This window comes from Stenotrophomonas sp. T8 (assembly GCF_051853085.1).
In the GTDB taxonomy this organism is placed as follows: Bacteria; Pseudomonadota; Gammaproteobacteria; order Xanthomonadales; family Xanthomonadaceae; genus Stenotrophomonas; species Stenotrophomonas sepilia.
Window position 1 is genome coordinate 1,751,723 of the sequence record NZ_CP195329.1, and the last position, 15,205, is coordinate 1,766,927.

Sequence of the window (15,205 nt, forward strand, 5' to 3'; positions counted from 1 at the left end):
GTGCGACGGAATTCCGTCGGAAACCTGTGCCGGTAGGTGCCAACCTTGGTCGGCACGCCTGTCAGGCGTAAGCGTCCAGCAGTCCGCGCTGGCGGATCAACTGCGCCGACGACACGCTGGCGTCGCCCGGCGTCGGTTCTCCGTCGCCGATGATGCCGCTGCCACCGGGCTGGCCCGGCGCATTGCCGCCACCGCCCGGTGCCTGGTGGCTGACATCGGCGTGGGCCAGCTGGAAGCCCTGTTCGCCCAGCAGCTCGCGCAGGCGCGGCAGGCTGCTTTCCAGCGCTTGCCGAACGTCCACGTGCGGGCTGCTGAAGCTGGCATGCACCTTGTCGCCGTTCAACTGCAGGCGCACGTCGACCGGGCCCAGGTCGTCCGGGCTCAGGCGGATGTGGGCGTGACCGATCTTCTGGTCGGCCAGCCAGCCCAGCCGTGCGCCGATGGCCTGGTCGAAGCCATCGTCACCCAGCACGGGCTTCGGCGTCGGTTCGCCATTGAAGATCGCGTTGCCGGTGGCGAGCGCCGCCTTGAGGTCCTGTACGGCGGCCGCTGGCGGTGAGTGCAGCAGGGGTACGCTGGTGCGGTCGCCAAGTGCAGCCACGTCGCTGCCTTCGCCACGCTCGGCGCGCTTGCCGGGCAGGATCATCTCCGGCAGTGGCAGCGCGGTGGCATCCTCCGGGCTGGTCGCCGCCGGTTTGCCGTCGGCCGCCACTGGGGCTGCGGTTGCCGCTGCCGGCGCGGCTGCAGGCAGTGTCGCGTTCGTGGCGGGGGCAGCAGCAGGCAGCGCGCTACCGTCGCTGGCCACCGCCGGTGCAGCGGTGGTTGGCAGAGCAGCAGCGGAATCGGCAGGCATCGGCATCGCCAGCACCAGGCCGGCCAGGCCGGGCGGTGGCCACGGGGCGTCCTCGGTCGCGGCGGGCTTGTCCTTTTCGGTGCCGGGTCCAGCCGGGGTCACGGCAACCGGCGGCAGCGACGGCGTTTCAGCAGTTGCCGCTTCGGCGTCCGCGGTGCGTTCACCCGGTGCCTGGCCATTGCTGTCGGCGGTCGATGGCGGGCTCGGCGTGGATGACATCGGTGTCGTGGCGCTGCCGGCTGGCGTGGGTGCAGACGGTGCGCCGCCCTGCAGCAGCTGGCTGAAGTCCTTTCCGCCTTCGCTGCGCGAGGCGCGTGCGGCACTGTTGCTGGTGGCGGGCGTGGCCGTGTTGGCGCTGCTGGCGAGCGGGGCGGGCATCACGAGCGGCCTCCCTGCTCGGCGCCGTCCTGGTCTTCGGCCTGCACCAGGCGTGCACGCCGTGCGCCAATGTCGTCCATCTCGCGCTGGTCGCGGCGGTCGGTCACCACCTTTTCCTGCGCCCGGTAGCTGGCGGCCAGCTGCTCCAGCACCGCCTTGTCACGGCTGGCGAGGATCAGGCGTGCGCGCTCGGCCTCCACTTTTTCGCGGTTGCCATTGACCGTGGCCTGCTGCTGCTCGACCGCGCTGTCCAGTCGATCGAGGAAGGCGCGGCGGTTGAGCAACTGTGCCGGGCTGGTCGCCGCCATCTGTGCGTTGGCGTACTCCTCGGCATAGCGGCGCAGTTCGTCCAGTCGCGACAGATGGGTGTCGAGCACGCGCTGGCGTTCGGCCAGGTCGCGGGCGACCGCGTCCTCATGTTCCTGGGCCCGCTTGAGCAGGGGATCGATGCGCTTGGACTGGTTCATGGCTTAACTCTCTTGTTCCACCAGGCGCTGCAGCGCCGCCTGGCTGTGCGGGAGATCTGCGGCCTTGGCAACGTCCTGGCCGAGGAACTCCATGATTTCCGGCCAGCGTTCCAGGGCTTCGTCGGTGGCCGCGTCGTTGCCGCGCTGGTAGGCACCGATCGCGATCAGGTCCCGGTTGGCCGAGTAGGCCGAGACCAGTCGCTTCAACTTGCGGATGCGCAGGCGCCACGGTTCGTCGGCGATTTCCGTGACCACGCGGCTGACTGACGATTCGACGTCGATGGCCGGGTACAGCCCGCTGTCGGCCACGCGGCGCGAGAGCAGGATGTGGCCATCGAGGATCGCGCGCGCGGCATCGGCGATCGGATCCTGCGGATCATCGCCTTCGGTCAGCACCGTGTAGAACGCGGTGATCGAGCCACGGCCCTTGGCGCCATTGCCGGCGCGTTCGACCAGTGCCGGCAGCTTGGCAAACACCGACGGCGGATAGCCGCGGGTGGTCGGCGGTTCGCCGACCGACAGCCCGATCTCGCGCTGCGCCTGGGCGAAGCGGGTCAGCGAGTCCATCAGCAACAGCACGTTCAGGCCCTGGTCGCGGAACCACTCGGCAATGGCGGTGGCGCGGTAGGCACCATGCAGTCGCGCCAGCGGCGGCCGGTCGGCGGGGCTGGCGACCACCACGGCGCGGCGCAGGCCTTCCTCGCCCAGCGTCGTCTCGACGAAATCGCGCACTTCGCGGCCACGTTCACCGATCAGGCCGACCACGATCACGTCGGCGGCGGTGTAGCGGGTCATCATGCCCAGCAGCGTCGACTTGCCGACGCCGGAGCCGGCGAACAGGCCGACGCGCTGGCCGCGGCCGATCGGCAGCAGCGCGTTGATCGCGCGCACGCCCACGTCCAGCGGCTGGGTGATCGGTTCACGCGCCAGCGGATTGATCGACACGCCGGCCATGCCAACATGGCCTTCGGCGCGGATCGGGCCCTTGCCATCCAGCGGCACGCCGTCGCTGTCGATGACGCGGCCGAGCAGGCCTTCGCCCACTTCCACGCCGCCCCGGCGCGCCGATGGCACCACCCGGGCGTTGGGCAGCAGGCCATGCAGTTCGGCGCTGGGCATCAGGTAGGTGCGTTCGCCGGCGAAGCCGACCACTTCGGCGTCGACCCAGCCACCGTCGACCACTTCCACCTTGCAGCTGGCGCCCAGCGGCGCTTCGCAGCCGACCGCTTCCAGGGTCAGCCCGACCGCACGGCGCAACACGCCCTCGCGGATCAGGCCACGACCATGCGCGGTGTCCACGCGCAGGCCATCCAGGCGCCGGGCCAGGCGCAGGTTGCGGGCCACGGCCCAGTCGGCCGGCGGCGGAGTGGTTTGTGGTCCGGCACTCATGCCGTGGCTCCGGTCTGGCGGATCACCGCATCCAGCGCACCGCGCAGGCGGGCTTCCAGGGTGCCGTCGATGCGCACGGCTTCGGCGTGCACGCGCAGGTCGCCACGGCTGAGGCTGGTATCCGGTACGAGGCGCTGCGCCGGTGAAAGGTTCAGCAGCGGGGCGAGCGCAGCGATGTCATCCGGGTGCAGCCGCACTTCCACCTCGCGGGTGCTGCCCCCCACGGCGTCGATCGCTTCGCCGACCAGCTGCGCCAGCAGTGCCGGCTCGGCTTCGTAGGCGCGGCCGACCAGTGCGCCGGCGATGCGCACCGCCAGTTCGCCGAGGGCGCCGACCACTTCGTTCTCCAGCCGCACCAGCGGCCGGCTGAAGTTGTCCAGGATCCCTTCGATCTGTGCGGCGAGGCGACGTACTTCGGCCTGGCCCTGGCCGTAGCCGTCGGCATGGCCCTGTTCGAACCCTTCCTTCTCGGCGCTGTCCTGGATTGCCTGGATCTCTTCAAGGGTCGGCAGCTGCAGCGGCGGCTCCGGATCGTGTTCCGGATCCGGCTCGGTGAGTTCGAACGCACCCTCCTGCTCCAGCACCGGTTCGGGCTGGGCCAGCAGGTCCGGGGCAAGCCAGCGCACGACGTTGCTCACAGCATGGCCTCCGCGCTGCCACCGATGGTGACGGTGCCTTCATCGGCCATGCGCTTGACGATGGCCAGGATCTCGCGCTGCGCGCCTTCCACGTCGGACAGGCGCACCGGACCGCGGGCCTCCATGTCTTCGAGCAGGATTTCGGCCGCGCGCTGCGACATGTTGCGGGTGATCTTGTCGCGCACCTTGATGTCGGCACCGCGCAGGGCCAGGCCCAGGCGCTCGCCGCTCACCTCGCGCAGCACCAGCTGCATCTCGCGGTCGTCCAGGTCGACCAGGTCGTCGAACACGAACATCAGGTCCTGGATGCGGTTGCTCAACGGCGCATCGATGCGCGCGATTTCGCCCAGGATCGCCTGGTCCTGGCCACTGTCCATGAAGTTCAGGATGTTGGCTGCGCACTGCACGCCGCCGATGTTGGACGACTTCAGGTTCTGGTTGCCGGCGAACTGGCGCTCCATGATCTCGTTGAGTTCATTGAGCGCGTTCGGCGGAATACCGTCGAGGGTGGCGATGCGCAGCAGCACATCCACGCGGGTACGGTCCGGCAGCAGCTTCAGCGCGTCGGCAGCCTGGTCGGTTTCCAGGTGCGCCATCACGATGGCGATGATCTGCGGGTGCTCGTTGCGCACCAGGTCGGCCACCGCACGCGGGTCCATCCACTTCAGCGCGTCCAGGCCGGTGGTGTTGCGGCCGAGCAGGATGCGGTCGATCAGGTTGCCGGCCTTCTCGCTGCCCAGCGCCTGCACCAGCATGTTGCGGATGTAGTCATCCGAGCCCACGCCCAGCGAGGTCTTCGAGCCCAGTTCCTGGCCGAACTGGTCCATCACTCGCTCCACCTGCTCGCGGGTGATGTCGGTCATGGTGGCCATGGCGATGCCGATCTTCTGCACCTCCTTGGGTTCCATGTGGCGCAGCACTTCGGCCGCATCCAGCTCACCCAGCGAAAGCAGCAGCACGGCCGCGCGCTGTACACCGGTCAGTTGTGCCTCAGTCATTGGCCACCCAGCCCTTGACCACCTGGGCCACGCGCTTGGAGTCGGTCTTCACGGCTTCACGCGCCATCCGCAGTCGTTCCTCATATGAATCCACCGGCAGTGCGAGCGCATCCGGTCCGCCCAGGCTTGCCCGGTCGGTGCCCAGCGCCGGCAGCGGCAAGCCATCGTCATCAACCAGCTGCACGTCCGCGGTGTGCGGCTCCAGTGCCTGCGGGTCGTCCTTCCTGTTCTGGCCGGTGATCGCGCGCAGCGCCGGGCGCAGTACGCCGAACAACAACGCCAGCACCACCACCGCGCCGAGGAGCATGCGGCCGGCATCGTGCACCCATGGCAGTTCCCACCAGGCCGGGCCTTCGACCGGCGTGGTGTCACGCACGAACGGGGCGTTCATCACCGACACGGTGTCGCCACGCTCGGCGTTGAAGCCGACGGCCTGCTTCACCAGCGCCTCGACGCGGGTCAGTTCCGCGGCCGACAGCGGCTGCGGGCTGACCTTGCCGTTGGCGCCGGCGCGCGGCACGTTGTCCACCAGCACCGCCACCGACACGCGCTTGATGCGGCCGGCCGGCTGGCGGGTGTGCTGCAGGGTGCGGTCCAGCTCGTAGTTGCGGGTGGCGTTCTTGCTGCTTTCGGTCGGGGCCTGCGCGGCGGCCGGCGCGGCCTGCTGGCCCGGCGGGCTGTTGCTGGTGGCACCCGGCACGCCCTGCGGACCCGGCGTGCTGGTGGTGTTCTCGCTCATCTGCTCGCTGCGCAGCTTCTGCGGTTCACCGTTGTAGAGCTCACGGGCTTCCTCGGTCACCGAGAAGTCCATGTCCACGCTCACTTCCGGATTGACCCGGCCGGGGCCGGTCATCGGCTCCAGCAGCTCGCGGATGCGCTGGTTGAACGAGGTTTCCTGGCGGCGCACCTGCTCAAACTGCGCGGCGTTGACCGCCGCCTCGCTGTTCGGGTCGGTGATGCTGAGCATGCGCCCGCTCTGGTCGACCACGGTCACCCGTTCCGGCGCCAGGTCCGGAATGCTGGCCGCGACCATGTGCACGATGGCATCCACCTGGCTGCGTTCCAGCTGCTGGCCGCCACGCAGTTCCAGGGTCACCGAGGCGCTGGCCACGTCACGCTGGCGGGTGAAGGCGCTGGGCTTGGGAATGGCCAGATGCACGCGTGAATCACGTACCGGGCGCAGCGTGTTGATGGTGCGCGACAGCTCTGTTTCCAACGCGTGCTGGTAGCGCGCGCTTTCCACGAACTGGCTGACGCCGAAGCCCGGATCGCGTTCCATCAGCTCGAAGCCGAGCTTGCCGCTGTCGGTCAGGCCGGAGCCGGCCAGTTTCAGGCGGGCGTCGTGCAGGTTCTTTTCCGGCACGGTGATGCCACCGGTGGCCGGATCGAGCGCGAACGGAATCTGTGCCGCGCGCAGCAGGTCGGTCGCTTCAGCGGTCGCCTTCTGGTCCAGGCCGGTGTACAGCGGGACCATGCCCGGCTTCTGTGACCAGAAGAACACGGACAGGCCTGCCGCCACCGCCACCGCGATCATCGCCATCAGGCCCAGCCGACGGGTGATCTGCAGACTCTGCAGGCGGTCGAACCATTGCCCGGCCTTCTCGGCGTTCAGGCTGTCCTTGGAGAGCGTCAGTGCCATGCGTCAATGTTCCTTACAGCGGCATGTTCATCACGTCCTGGTAGGCCTGGACGAGACGGTTGCGGACTTCCACGGTGGCGCGGAAGGCGATCTGGGACTGCTGCGAGGCGACCATCACCTTGGCCAGGTCGGCGCTGGGGTCGCCCATTTCGAAGGCCTTGGCGAGGGCGCCGGACTTCTGCTGCGCATCGTTGACGCCGGCAATCGCACCACGCAGGGTTTCGGTGAAGCTGGCCGGCTGGGCCTGCGGCGCGTCCAGCACCGTGCCCGGCAGGGCGTTGCTGCGCGGCGCTTCGCCCAGCGGGTTGAGCGCCGGCTGTCCCATCTGGGTCTGATAGGAGCGGATCTGCGAAAGGATCGAAGTGACGGAGTGGGACATCTGCAACGGTTCCAGAAACAGGGATGGGGTTGTCTGCTGGAACCAGTGCAAGTGCCGTGCCGAAACCGGTTTTCGATTCAGTGACGTGAGGGTGTGGGTGTTTGGTGGCAGGGCTGCGCCCTGCACCCGCCGACGCGACGTCAACATCAACGTCAAAATCGGGCTATCCGTGGGGTGGCGGGGTGGGTCCGGTTGCGGGGGACGCCGTGAATACGTCCCTGTACGCTCGGTCGCGCCATCCATGGCGCTCACGCCCCCGCAACCGGACCCACCCCGCCTTCGACAGTTGGCCGCGATCTGTTGGAAGCTGCTGCTGATGGTGGGTGCCGCCCGTTGGTCGGCACTAATCGGATGGGGTCAGATCCCGTTGCAACGCAACGGGCTCTGACCCCGGTCGTGGCGCCATTTATCCGGCGTCGGTTTTCTGGCCTAGGGCTGCAGGGTCCAGCGGCCGGAATTCTGGCGCCGGCGCGGGGCGATGGGGCCGTCGTGCTGGGTGTAGATGAAGCGGCCCTGGCGGTCGCTCTGGCAGGTCAGCAGCAGGGTGTAGTGGGCGGGACCGGCCGGGTGGGCCTCGGTCATCTGGATTTCCGCGATATGCGGGGCCAGGCGCTGGTAGCGGTAGCTGCCGCCGATGCGCAAGTCAGTGCCGAGGATGTCCAGCACGTACTGGCTGCCGGCAAAGCTGAGCTGCACCATGCGTCCGGCGTTGGGGTTGTCCGGGGCGTACAGCGGGTCGCTGAGGTTGGTGAAGTGGCGCTGGTCCAGCGTGACAGGCAGCGTGCAGTTGGCCGCGGTGGCCAGGGCCGGGCAGAGCAGGGTGGCGAGCAGGGCAAGGCGATGCATGGTGGAACCTCCTTGGGATGTCCTTGCCATACTCCGCACTGCGGCCGTGTTGTCTCTAGGAAAACATGCAAAAGCAATGGGCTCAGATCGCGTTCCGCAGCAAAGGGATGTGAGCCCAGGCGCCAGAAACACCAACGCCCGGGCAAGCCCAGGCGTTCGTGCCCCCTTCATGCTGGCGATGCGTTTCAGCCGGCCAGTTCGGCCTGCTCGCGCTCGATGCCGTACTTGCGCAGCTTTTCCACCAGGGTGGTGCGGCGCAGGCCGAGCAGCTGGGCGGCGTGGGCGACCACGCCCTGGGTGCGTTCCAGTGCTTCGTTGATCAGGCCCAGTTCGATGTTGGCCATGTGGTTGCGCAGGTCCATGCCTTCGTCAGGCAGCGCCGCCGGCGCCGCCGGGCGATTGACGGCGATGCCGTGCTCCAGCGCCGGCTGGTTGCCGCTGCCCGGGGTGTGGAAGGAGAAGCTGCGCAGGTCCAGGCGTTCTTCGCTGGCGGCCGGCTGTGCCGGTGCCGGCGTGGCGGCCGCCAGTGCCGCATCGCCACGGTAACGGGCCGGCAGGTCCTGCACGCGCACCGAACCACCCGGATGCAGCACCGCCAGGCGCTCGACCAGGTTGGTCAGCTCGCGCACGTTGCCCGGCCATTCGTAGCCGGCAAGGGCCTGCAGCGCTTCCGGGGTGAAGCGCACTTCGCCACGGCCGGTGCGGGCCAGCTGCGCGGCGATGGTTTCCACCAGCGCTGGCAGGTCTTCGCGGCGCTCGCGCAGCGCGGGCACTTCGATCGGGAACACGTTGAGGCGGTAGAACAGATCCTCGCGGAACTTGCCCTCGGCGATGCGGGTCTCCAGGTCGCGGTGGGTCGCGGCCACCACGCGCACGTTGCAGCGGATGGTCTGGTTGCCACCGACGCGCTCGAAGCTGCGTTCCTGCAGCACGCGCAGCAGCTTCACCTGCATCGGCAGGCTCATGTCGCCGATTTCGTCGAGCAGCAGGGTGCCGCCCTCGGCCATTTCGAAACGGCCCTTGCGCGCGGTCAGCGCGCCGGTGAAGGCGCCCTTCTCATGGCCGAACAGTTCGCTTTCCAGCAGGTCGGCCGGAATGGCGCCGCAGTTGATCGCCACGAACGGGCCGTCACGGCGCGGCGAGCGCTGGTGGATGGCGCGCGACACCACTTCCTTGCCGGTACCGGATTCGCCCAGCACGAGCACGGTGGTATCGAATGCGGCGACCTGCTCGATCATGGTGCGCAGGGCGGTCACTGCCGGGCCGTTGCCGGTGGGGCCCTGGTCCTGGGCGGCGCCTGCCTGGTGCTCGGCATCCAGGCGCTTGAGGCTGGCGCGGCGCAGCAGGGCTTCCATCTGTGCGTGGCGCAGCGGCGTTTCCAGCGGCCAGATGTTCGCTTCATGCAGCCCGTGCTGCCGGGCAAACACTGCAGCATCACCATCGGCCAGCAGCACCGGAGGCGGCAGGCTGCTGCCGCCCAGCCAGTTGTACAGCGCGGTGCTGGCGGGGCTGTCGTCCAGGCTGCCGACGATCACCGCCATCCAGTCGTTCTGGCGCTGCCGGCCCAGGTCGAAGTCGGCCGCGTCGGATACCCAGCGCGGGTTGAAGTCCATGAATTCCAGCAGGGCAACGGTGCGCTCTGCGCGCACGGCGTCGTTGTCCAGCACCAGGATGCGCGATTCACTCACGACTGTTCCTCCCTGAGGCCTTCCAGGATCGGCATCACTTCCTGGATGTAGGACAGCTTGCTGACAAAGTTGTCGGCACCGGCACGCAGCGCGTGTTCGCGGTGCTCGGCGTCATCGAAGTGGCTGGCGATCACGATGTACGGTGCATCGTCCTGCGACTTGATCAGGCGGGTGGCCTGCAGGCCCCCCATCTCCGGCATGGCCAGGTCCATCAACACCACCTGCGGGCGCAGCGTTTCCGAGCGCTCGATCGCTTCCAGGCCGTTGCCGGCACTGCCGACGATCTGCAGCCAGTCGATCTTGCGGAAATGGCGCATCGCCGCGTTGATGAAGCCCTCGTGGTCATCGACCAGCAGGACCGTGAGCTTGTTCATGTCCAACATCCTTTTCAGCCCACCCGGGCCAGCTGCGGTTGCCTGGCGCTGAGCCGGCGCCGTTCGCGGGCCGGGGCGATATCCAGTTGTTCTCGGTATTTTGCGACGGTTCGGCGGGCAATGTTCACCCCCTGGCGTGACAGCAGGCCGGCAATGGCCTCGTCGGCCAGCGGACGGCCGGCGGGTTCGGCGTCGATCAGGCGGCGGACCATGGCTTTCACCGCCTGGCCGGAGACGCTGGCGCCTTCCAGGCGCACCGCGAAGAAGTGCTTCAGTTCGAAGGTGCCGCGCGGTGTCTGCAGGAACTTGCCGGTGGTGATGCGTGAGACGGTGGACTCGTGCATGCCGATTTCCTCGGCCACTTCCTTCAGGGTCAGCGGGGCCATGGCCTCTTCGCCACGGACCAGGAAGGCGGCCTGGCGCTCGACGATCACCCGCGCGGTGCGCAGCAGGGTGTCGTAGCGCATCGACAGGCCGCGGCTGAACCAGCGTGCCTCCTGCAGCATCTCGCGCAGTGCCGGCGCGGCTTCGCTGGTTTCGGCCAGCGCCTGTTCGTACTGGCTGTTGATCGAGACGCGGCGGCTGGTGGCCGGGTTCAGTGCCACCTTCCATTGCCCATCGGCGTGCCAGGCGACGACGTCCGGCACTACCACAGCGTTGCGTTCGGGCAGCAGGCTGTCGCCGGGGCGCGGCTGCAGCGAGAGGATCAGGCGCACCGCCTCGCGCACGTCGTCGATCTCGGCGTCGTGCTGGCGGGCGAGGGCGGGGTAGTCGTGCGCAGCCAGCGCATCGAGCGCGCCATCCAGGATGCGGGCGGCCAGGTGGCGAGCAGGGACCACGCCGTGCAGGCTGCGCAGCTGTGCCTGCAGGCCTTCGCGCAGGTCCTGCGCAGCCATGCCAGCCGGTTCACCGTGCAGCAGCTGCTGGCGGATGGCCTCGACGCCTTCGGCGGCGATGTCGAACTGGGCGCTGGCCAGCAGCTGCAGCTGCGCCAGCGGCGCCTGCAGGTAGCCGGCCTCATCGCAGTGGTCGAGCCAGAACGCGGCCACCGCCAGTTCGCGGTCGTCCATGTCCAGCGCCAGGCGCTGCAGCACGCGCAGCTGCGGGTCGGTCGACTCACCGGCGGCAATGCGCGCCATGCGATCGTCGTCGCCGTCCTGCCAGCTGGCGCCGGCCACGTCCCACATCGAAGACTCCGGCAACTCGTCGAACGCAGCGGTTTCCAGCGTGGTGGCGGCGGCCTCGGTGGCGTCAGCGGCAGGCGCTTCGGCCTCTTCGATCTCCAGCAGCGGGTTGGAGTCCAGCAGGCGCTGGATTTCCTGTTCCAGGTGCAGGCCATCGAGCTGCAGCAGCCGGATCGACTGCAGCAGCTGAGGGGTGAGGTGAAGTTGTTGGCCCAGCTGGGTCGAGAGTGCAGCCTTCATCGTGGTTCCCCGGCGCCGCTCCCCGGCGCCTTGTGGAACGCATCTTGCTTTTGATCCGGCGTGGGCGGAATCGGGGGGTTCCTGAGGGGGTTCGTGGTTGTCCCGACAGGATGTAGGGGTTATCCCTACATTGGCTCGGGATATTGACGAAGCGGGCCGCCAAGTCATTGATTCGTCGTGCCGAAGCGGCGGGGTTCGCGGCGGCCGGTGTACGGATTCCTGTCAGGGAATGTCGGGGTGACGGGAATTCGTCGTCAGTGCAGGGCCTTGCCCGCTACTGGCGCTTACTCCAGCTCGTGCTGGTGGCGCGCGGCCAGCAGCAACAGGTCATTGGCGCGGCGGCAGCCCAATGACTCCATCATGCGTGCGCGGTGGGTTTCCACCGTCTTCACGCTGATGCCGAGGTCGGCGGCGATTTCCTTGTTGCTTTCGCCCTTGCCGATGCGGCGCAGGATCTCGCGCTGGCGCGGCGACAGCGCGGCAATGCCGGTAGGCTTCTCGCGGCCCAGCATGGGGGCCAGCATTTTGGCCGAGATCTGGGGACTCAGGAACACCTGGCCGGCATGCGCGGCGCGCAGCGCCAGTTCCAGCTCCTGCGGTGCTGCATCCTTCACCACGAACCCGACCGCGCCACGATCCAGGGCATCGCGCACATGCGCGGCATCGTCGTGCATGGTCATCATCACCACCCGGGTGCCGGGGGCGCGCAGGCGGATGTCGCTGAGCGCTTCCAGGCCGGTGCGGCCCGGCAACGAGAGATCCATCAGCACCACATCCGGCGCGTGCTGCAGGGCCAGCTGCAATGCCTGTTCGGCGTTGCTGGCCTCGGCGACGAGCTGCACGTCGGCAAACCCCTGCAGCAGCCGCGCCAGGCCGGCGCGGACGAGGGTGTGATCGTCGACGATGAGAACTCGCACAGGCACGCAACAGATCCGTGTAGGGGAGTCCACCTTAACTTAGCTGAACGGGCGCGCCAAGGCTTGCCCGCCAAGCGTGATGGTGGCAGCTTTCAGCGCGCCCGGCGTGCCTCGGCCACCTGGCGGCGGTGCAGTCGGAACAGGTGCCGCTCCATGGCCATTTCCAGGCCGTCGCCCAGGCGCTGGAAGCGCAGCCATAGGAAGTGGCCGCCGCCGCCGTCGGCTGCCTCGGCGATCACTTCCACCGGCAGGTCGATGTGGTCGGGCAGCCAGTCGCTGGGCTGCAGGCGCACCACGCCGGCCTGGCCGGGGCTGGCACCGCTGCGCGGGCCCAGCTGCAGGCGGATGCCACGGCGCGACCAGCGCACCGGGCGCAGGGGCAGTTCCAGGCCCTGCTGGCGCACCAAGCGGCCGAGCAGCACCATCGCCAGGTCCAGCTTGGCTTCAAGGCGTTGCAGCTGCAGGGTGGCCTCGTTGCGTTCGTCGTGCTCGTCAACACGGCTGTCTTCGACCAGTGCCAGGCTGCGCAGCAGGCCTTCGGCACCGCTGGTGCGTCCGGCCGCGCTGCCCGCCTGGAACTCGGCCGGCAGGGCCAGCTCGCAGCTGAGCGTTTCGTCGAACAGCTCGCTTTCGGCAGGATGGTGCAGCGACGTGGTCGGCAGCTGGGTCATGCCAGCGATCCTGCCTGCAGGTAGGCATGGGCGGCGCGAAGCGAGCGCTGGCCGTCATTCATCAGTGCGGCCGCTGCATCGCGGCGCTGGCGCAGCAGGCCCAGAAGGCTCTGCTGGCGCTCGAACAGGGCGCTCAGCGGCGCGTGGTCCGCAGCGGTCAGCGGCTGGCTGAGCAGGGCATGCAGGGTGCTGTCATGCCCGTCGAGCAGGCTGTCGGCCTGGTCCAGGGCATCATCGCCCAGTGCTTTCTCGAAGGCATCCAGCTGCGCGTGCAGCTCGGGCAGGCTCATGGCGCCACCGCGGCCGGGCGGCGCTGTTCGTGCGGGATCGCGTTCCAGGCGCTGTCGATCTCGCCCAGCAGCTGCAGCGATTCATCCAGCGCGGCGCGGTCGTTGTGCAGGTTGGCTTCGGTGAGGCGCTGCAGCACGTAATCGTACAGGGCCGACAGGTTGCCGGCGATCTCGCCGCCGGCCTCATGGTCCAGCGAGCCGTTGAGGTGGCCGACGATCGCGCAGACTTCGCCGATCGCCTTGCCCTTGCCGGCCTGGTCGCCCCGCTCGAGGCTGGCCAGGGCGCGACGCACGCGCTCCAGCGCGCCGGCCAGCAGCATCGCCACCAGCTTGTGCGGATCGGCATCGGCGACCGCACTGGTCACTCCCACCTGGCGGTACTGCTCGGCATATTGACGGCTGGAACCGTACATTCGTGATTCTCCTTGCGCGGGGTGCCGTCGGGTGATCGTGGGGATCGGTGCCGGCGGCGCGGCGATGATTGCTGTTGCGTCCGTTATCGGTGCATTGCGCGGCAAACTTGAGTGCCACGCACGCATCGTCAGCGGTTCAACTGTGCCAGCTGCTGCTGCAGCGCCGTGTTGCTCTGCTGCAACTTGCCCATCAGGCTGTCCAGCGCGATGAACTGCTTCTTGTAGCGCTCTTCCACGCTCTTCATCCGCGTGTCGAGGTCCTTGCGGCGCTTGTCGATGTTGTCCAGCGTGGTGTTCAGGCCCTTGGTGCGCGCGACGAACGCGCCTTCCTTGCCGACCGTGGTGCTGACATAGCCGTCGACCAGCGTGTACAGCTTGCCGGCACCGCCGGAATCACCGGTGATCGCCTGGCGCATCTTCTCCGGCTGGCTGGCCAGTGCGGCGGCGAACTTGGTGGTGTCCAGGATCAGCGTGCCGTCGGCATTGGGGTAGCCGCGGGTATCCAGACCGATCGCCTTGGCATCGAGCTTGTCACCGGCCAGGTCCTTGAGCACGCTCGACATCACCGAGCGCAGCTGGCTGGTGGCGCCGCGCATCTGCGCATCGCCGGTCAGCGTGGAGGCTTCCTTGGTCTTGGCGTCGTACTTGGTTTCGGTGTTGATCGCCGCCAGTGCGGCGTTGTAGGCCGTTACGAACTCCTGCATCACCTTGGTGGCCGCCGCAGTGTCGGTGCTGATGGTCACCGTGCTGGTGCCCGGCATCTTCAGGTTCAGGGTCAGGCCCGGAACCGCATCGGCCACGGTGTTGCTGGCGCTGACGACCTTCACGCCATCGATGGTCAGCTCGGCGTCGGCGGCGGCGGTGTTCTGCTTCAGGCTGTTGACCAGCCCCCCCAGCTTGGCGTCGCTGCCTGCGTACTCGAGCTTGATCGCGTTGGCGGCACCGGTCTTCTCCTGTGCGATCGACAGGTACTGGTTGTCGCCGGAGCTGATCAGGGTGGCCTGCACGCCTTCCTTGCGGCCGGCCGCATCGATCTTGTTGCGGATGGTGGTCAGCGTGTCGCCGTCCTCCACCTCCACGTTCATGGTCTTGGCCTTGTCGCCCACGCCAACGGTCAGCGTCAAGGTTCCGGCAGCAAACGTGTCGGTCTTGGGTACCGAGGTATCGGCGATCAGTTTGTGCGCGGTGGCCAGCGAGGTGACATTGACCACGTGCGTGCCGTTGGAGGCCGCGGCTTTGGTGGTGCCAACGTCATACAGCGCGACCGACGCCGTCAGGATCTCGTCGGTGCCCTTGTCGCCGCCTTTGCTGGCGGTCACCGTGCGCGTGTCGAACGCGGTGGTGGCCTTCAGTGCGGTCAGCGCCGTCTTCAGCTTGTCGAAGGCCGAGGTGATGGTGCCGATCGACGACAATTGCATCTTGGCCTTGGACTGCTGCAGGTTCAGCGCATTGTCGGCGGGCTTGCGGTCAGCTGCGACCAGCTGGTTGACGATGCTGGAAATATCCAGTCCCGAGCCAATGCCACCGTATCCAAAGTCTGCCACGTCGTTTCTCCTGGTATCCGGGCCCGGCCGTCGTGCGCTGGCCCGTCGTCAACGAAAATAGCGGCCTGCGCCGCTGGGTCTTGAGGACTTCGTTGATGCACGTGCCGTGCCACTCGCCTGGCGCAGGTTCTGGCACGCGGGTTGCAGGAGAGCTGGGGCAGGGTGCGGGTGGGTTCACCGCGGGCTGCCGGGAGTCTGCAAAAAGCCCTCCCCCAATGCAGGGGAGGGATCAGGCTACTGACAATCGGGGGGAGACGAAGCCGCCCGTTACGTACAGTCAAAGGTACAGCGCTGAAA

The 15,205-nt window shown here is 68.2% G+C and carries 16 protein-coding genes; all 16 read right to left on the reverse strand.

Translation table 11 applies throughout. The features are described from left to right. Positions 1-61 precede the first annotated feature (61 nt). The 16 genes from ACSDHM_RS08260 to fliD all read right to left on the reverse strand — a co-directional run bounded on the left by ACSDHM_RS08260 (position 62) and on the right by fliD (position 14,908). Positions 62-1,231, reverse strand: coding sequence for a flagellar hook-length control protein FliK (locus tag ACSDHM_RS08260; RefSeq protein ID WP_353761820.1), 1,170 nt, complete (start codon positions 1,229-1,231; stop codon positions 62-64). Further along, positions 1,231-1,698: a flagellar export protein FliJ gene (fliJ, locus tag ACSDHM_RS08265; protein ID WP_005416437.1), complete on the reverse strand. Its 468-nt coding sequence runs from the start codon at positions 1,696-1,698 to the stop codon at positions 1,231-1,233. The genes ACSDHM_RS08260 and fliJ overlap by 1 nt, the downstream gene beginning before the upstream one ends. Before the next feature lie 3 nt (positions 1,699-1,701). Further along, a complete protein-coding gene (locus tag ACSDHM_RS08270) occupies positions 1,702-3,087 on the reverse strand; it encodes a FliI/YscN family ATPase (protein ID WP_065178546.1) in 1,386 nt (461 codons plus the stop codon). Further along, positions 3,084-3,725, reverse strand: a complete 642-nt coding sequence (locus tag ACSDHM_RS08275) for a FliH/SctL family protein (protein WP_111008423.1) — start codon at positions 3,723-3,725, stop codon at positions 3,084-3,086. Before ACSDHM_RS08275 ends, ACSDHM_RS08270 begins: the two co-directional genes overlap by 4 nt. Continuing rightward, the gene (gene fliG, locus ACSDHM_RS08280; RefSeq protein ID WP_024958226.1) at positions 3,722-4,708 is read right to left on the reverse strand and encodes a flagellar motor switch protein FliG; all 987 of its coding nucleotides are present in this window, start codon (positions 4,706-4,708) and stop codon (positions 3,722-3,724) included. The genes ACSDHM_RS08275 and fliG overlap by 4 nt, the downstream gene beginning before the upstream one ends. 7 nt (positions 4,709-4,715) lie before the next feature. Then, a complete protein-coding gene (gene fliF / locus ACSDHM_RS08285) occupies positions 4,716-6,362 on the reverse strand; it encodes a flagellar basal-body MS-ring/collar protein FliF (protein ID WP_227838170.1) in 1,647 nt (548 codons plus the stop codon). A 13-nt stretch (positions 6,363-6,375) separates the two neighbouring features. Beyond that, the gene (gene fliE, locus ACSDHM_RS08290) at positions 6,376-6,741 is read right to left on the reverse strand and encodes a flagellar hook-basal body complex protein FliE (protein WP_061478712.1); all 366 of its coding nucleotides are present in this window, start codon (positions 6,739-6,741) and stop codon (positions 6,376-6,378) included. Between the two features lie 429 nt (positions 6,742-7,170). Continuing rightward, positions 7,171-7,587, reverse strand: a complete 417-nt coding sequence (locus tag ACSDHM_RS08295) for a hypothetical protein (protein WP_227838308.1) — start codon at positions 7,585-7,587, stop codon at positions 7,171-7,173. Between the two features lie 185 nt (positions 7,588-7,772). After that, positions 7,773-9,275: a sigma-54 dependent transcriptional regulator gene (locus ACSDHM_RS08300; RefSeq protein WP_072166963.1), complete on the reverse strand. Its 1,503-nt coding sequence runs from the start codon at positions 9,273-9,275 to the stop codon at positions 7,773-7,775. After that, on the reverse strand, positions 9,272-9,649 hold the full coding sequence (locus ACSDHM_RS08305) for a response regulator (protein ID WP_005409556.1): 378 nt from the start codon (positions 9,647-9,649) through the stop codon (positions 9,272-9,274). The genes ACSDHM_RS08300 and ACSDHM_RS08305 overlap by 4 nt, the downstream gene beginning before the upstream one ends. Positions 9,650-9,663: 14 nt before the next feature. Then, a complete protein-coding gene (gene rpoN, locus ACSDHM_RS08310) occupies positions 9,664-11,073 on the reverse strand; it encodes an RNA polymerase factor sigma-54 (RefSeq protein WP_072166964.1) in 1,410 nt (469 codons plus the stop codon). A 284-nt stretch (positions 11,074-11,357) separates the two neighbouring features. Continuing rightward, positions 11,358-11,990, reverse strand: a complete 633-nt coding sequence (locus ACSDHM_RS08315; RefSeq protein WP_005413261.1) for a response regulator — start codon at positions 11,988-11,990, stop codon at positions 11,358-11,360. Positions 11,991-12,082: 92 nt separating this feature from the next. After that, positions 12,083-12,661, reverse strand: a complete 579-nt coding sequence (locus ACSDHM_RS08320) for a PilZ domain-containing protein (protein WP_061478708.1) — start codon at positions 12,659-12,661, stop codon at positions 12,083-12,085. Next, positions 12,658-12,951 (reverse strand): hypothetical protein, encoded by a 294-nt coding sequence (locus ACSDHM_RS08325; protein WP_139727060.1) that lies wholly within the window; start codon positions 12,949-12,951, stop codon positions 12,658-12,660. The genes ACSDHM_RS08320 and ACSDHM_RS08325 overlap by 4 nt, the downstream gene beginning before the upstream one ends. Next, positions 12,948-13,364 (reverse strand): flagellar export chaperone FliS, encoded by a 417-nt coding sequence (gene fliS, locus ACSDHM_RS08330; RefSeq protein ID WP_005416447.1) that lies wholly within the window; start codon positions 13,362-13,364, stop codon positions 12,948-12,950. Before fliS ends, ACSDHM_RS08325 begins: the two co-directional genes overlap by 4 nt. 128 nt (positions 13,365-13,492) lie before the next feature. Then, the gene (gene fliD, locus ACSDHM_RS08335) at positions 13,493-14,908 is read right to left on the reverse strand and encodes a flagellar filament capping protein FliD (RefSeq protein ID WP_061478707.1); all 1,416 of its coding nucleotides are present in this window, start codon (positions 14,906-14,908) and stop codon (positions 13,493-13,495) included. Between the last annotated feature and the right edge of the window lie 297 nt (positions 14,909-15,205).

Bases quoted from the DNA above. Each gene is read 5' to 3' on its own strand.
- ACSDHM_RS08260 (WP_353761820.1), bottom strand. From the start codon at position 1,231: ATGCCCGCCCCGCTCGCCAGCAGCGCCAACACGGCCACGCCCGCCACC.
- fliJ (WP_005416437.1), bottom strand. From the start codon at position 1,698: ATGAACCAGTCCAAGCGCATCGATCCCCTGCTCAAGCGGGCCCAGGAA.
- ACSDHM_RS08270 (WP_065178546.1), bottom strand. From the start codon at position 3,087: ATGAGTGCCGGACCACAAACCACTCCGCCGCCGGCCGACTGGGCCGTG.
- fliF (WP_227838170.1), bottom strand. From the start codon at position 6,362: ATGGCACTGACGCTCTCCAAGGACAGCCTGAACGCCGAGAAGGCCGGG.
- fliE (WP_061478712.1), bottom strand. From the start codon at position 6,741: ATGTCCCACTCCGTCACTTCGATCCTTTCGCAGATCCGCTCCTATCAG.
- ACSDHM_RS08295 (WP_227838308.1), bottom strand. From the start codon at position 7,587: ATGCATCGCCTTGCCCTGCTCGCCACCCTGCTCTGCCCGGCCCTGGCC.
- ACSDHM_RS08305 (WP_005409556.1), bottom strand. From the start codon at position 9,649: ATGAACAAGCTCACGGTCCTGCTGGTCGATGACCACGAGGGCTTCATC.
- rpoN (WP_072166964.1), bottom strand. From the start codon at position 11,073: ATGAAGGCTGCACTCTCGACCCAGCTGGGCCAACAACTTCACCTCACC.
- ACSDHM_RS08320 (WP_061478708.1), bottom strand. From the start codon at position 12,661: ATGACCCAGCTGCCGACCACGTCGCTGCACCATCCTGCCGAAAGCGAG.
- ACSDHM_RS08325 (WP_139727060.1), bottom strand. From the start codon at position 12,951: ATGAGCCTGCCCGAGCTGCACGCGCAGCTGGATGCCTTCGAGAAAGCA.
- fliS (WP_005416447.1), bottom strand. From the start codon at position 13,364: ATGTACGGTTCCAGCCGTCAATATGCCGAGCAGTACCGCCAGGTGGGA.